The 1,883-nt window shown below is 62.8% G+C and carries 1 protein-coding gene, 1 tRNA gene and 1 other RNA gene; 1 reads left to right on the forward strand and 2 read right to left on the reverse strand.

Going from position 1 to position 1,883, the window contains the following annotated elements:
• Nucleotides 1-730: 730 nt before the first annotated feature.
• Both HMPREF1137_RS01275 and ffs read right to left on the reverse strand, forming a co-directional pair.
• A tRNA-Arg gene (locus tag HMPREF1137_RS01275) sits at nt 731-803 on the reverse strand.
• 117 nt (nt 804-920) lie between these two features.
• An RNA gene (gene ffs / locus HMPREF1137_RS09865) (signal recognition particle sRNA small type) lies at nt 921-1,016 on the reverse strand.
• 163 nt (nt 1,017-1,179) lie between these two features.
• Between ffs and HMPREF1137_RS01280 the strand changes: the two genes are divergently transcribed.
• A complete protein-coding gene (locus HMPREF1137_RS01280) occupies nt 1,180-1,743 on the forward strand; it encodes a YbaK/EbsC family protein (RefSeq protein ID WP_007587936.1) in 564 nt (187 codons plus the stop codon).
• Nucleotides 1,744-1,883: the final 140 nt, after the last annotated feature.

Consider the following 1,883-nt stretch of genomic DNA (forward strand, 5'->3'; position numbering starts at 1 on the left):
AGTGGGGCCTGGTCGCTGATGTTTAGTTCTGCGCGTCGTCTCGAAGCCCGGCCAGGCCCCGCCACCGCCCACGGGCACCGCAGCCAGGCCTCACCTGCACCCCGCACGCCTCATGCCCCTCATCACGGGGTCCACCACCAATTTCGCATGCAATTCCCTCGCGACTCTTTCAAATCATGAAGTCACAACGTTGGAATTGCAACGTTTTCGTGCTGTGTTGAATCTTCGTCCAGTCGAATTGCCTGCGGAATTAGTAGAGCCGATCCCCACCACCACCCACACCCCCAGCAAAGATGTCGTCGGTTTCACCAAGGTGCCGCAAAGTCCGGACACTGGCACTTCCTCTTTCACAACAAGACGCGTCGAGTGATCTGAGCGAAAGAAATACCGCCCCAGTACTGCACGAGAACGTACTCTCACAGGCCGCATGAAAGAAAAATCGCCCCTGCTCATCGAAAATCGGCAGAAATAGGGGAATTTGAGCGTGCTGGGGCGATGAAAGTTTCATGACACCCCATGTCTCATGAAGCGGGGGTGGTTTTTCTTTCAGCCTCCATCCGCCTCCACGCCCCCGCGAAGGCTCGCCTGCGATGCACCATCTGGGCCACGACAACACACAACGTCCCTGCGTAGCGACGCGGACGGATGGGCATGAAAAAAGCACTCCCGAAGGAGTGCTTGCTAGAAATGCAGAACCCCCACCGGTGGATCGCACCGAGGGGGGCCGCTGCGCGCCCGGAGGGACTCGAACCCCCAACCTTCTGAACCGTAATCAGATGCTCTATCCATTGAGCTACGGGCGCTTGCCGTTTGGCTGGGTATAAGCTTACACGCTCTTCGCCAGGATGCAAAATCAAGAGCTATGGCCTGAACCACATCGAAGAAATGCGTCCTGCAGTCGACCAAGATCGAGCAGCATATACAAAGATCCTCCGCGCACCCGGCAGCGCACCCTTATCCTTGCTGCATTCCTGCCCTGGGGAGGTTCGGATGATACCGTCACGCGGAGGACCGGCCCCCAGCATACACGTTTTCGCCCCGCGCGCGCAGCTGCGAATACCGCAACTCGCCAGCCTCACACAAACACCCCACGCGCAACGCACACACCACGATCGTTACACAGGCTTAAGGACTGACCTGGCACCACCAACCCACGGCGAGCAGACCTACCCTGAGACCATGAGCGACATCATCATTCCCGGCATCGGCTCACTGGAGCCGGCACCCGCACTGGACCACCTCGACCTGCTCGCCCCGCCCGTCGCCGCCGCACTGACCGCGCTGGCCGAGCGCGGGGTGGCCACTGCCTCGTCGGCGCTGGTTGTCGCGATCGACCCGGAGCTCGCGGACACGGAGGTCATGACGCGCGAGTTCGGCATGGACCTGGCACTGTCATCGAACTGCATTCTCGTGGCCGGCAAGCGCGCCGGCGAAGAGCGGATCGCGGCGTGCGTCGTGCGCGCGACGACGAACGCAGACGTCAACCACGTCGTGAAGAAGCGCCTCGACGTGCGCAAGGCGAGTTTCTGGCCGCAGGAACGCGCGGTCGAGGCGTCGGGCATGGAGTACGGCGGCATCACGCCGGTGGGCGTACCCGGCTCATGGCGGCTCCTTATCGACTCGGCGTGCTCGGTCGGATGGAGCTGCATCGGCTCGGGCCTGCGCCGATCGAAGCTCTTTGTGACGGGCGAGGTCCTGGCTGCACTCCCGGGCGCAGAGATCGTCGAAGGCCTCGGAGTTTAAGGGGGACGAGGCCTGGGCTCAGCAGCGCAGTGACCGGCCGATTGCCGGCCACGACAGAACCCCGAGGCTTGGCGGCGAGGGCTGCATGGCCTGGCCGCGGTGCCGGTGGGCGGCGGGGCATGGCCGAGCTAGTCCAAGCA

The sequence above is a fragment of the Actinomyces sp. ICM39 genome (assembly GCF_000282935.1).
Taxonomy (GTDB): domain Bacteria; phylum Actinomycetota; class Actinomycetes; order Actinomycetales; family Actinomycetaceae; genus Pauljensenia; species Pauljensenia odontolytica_B.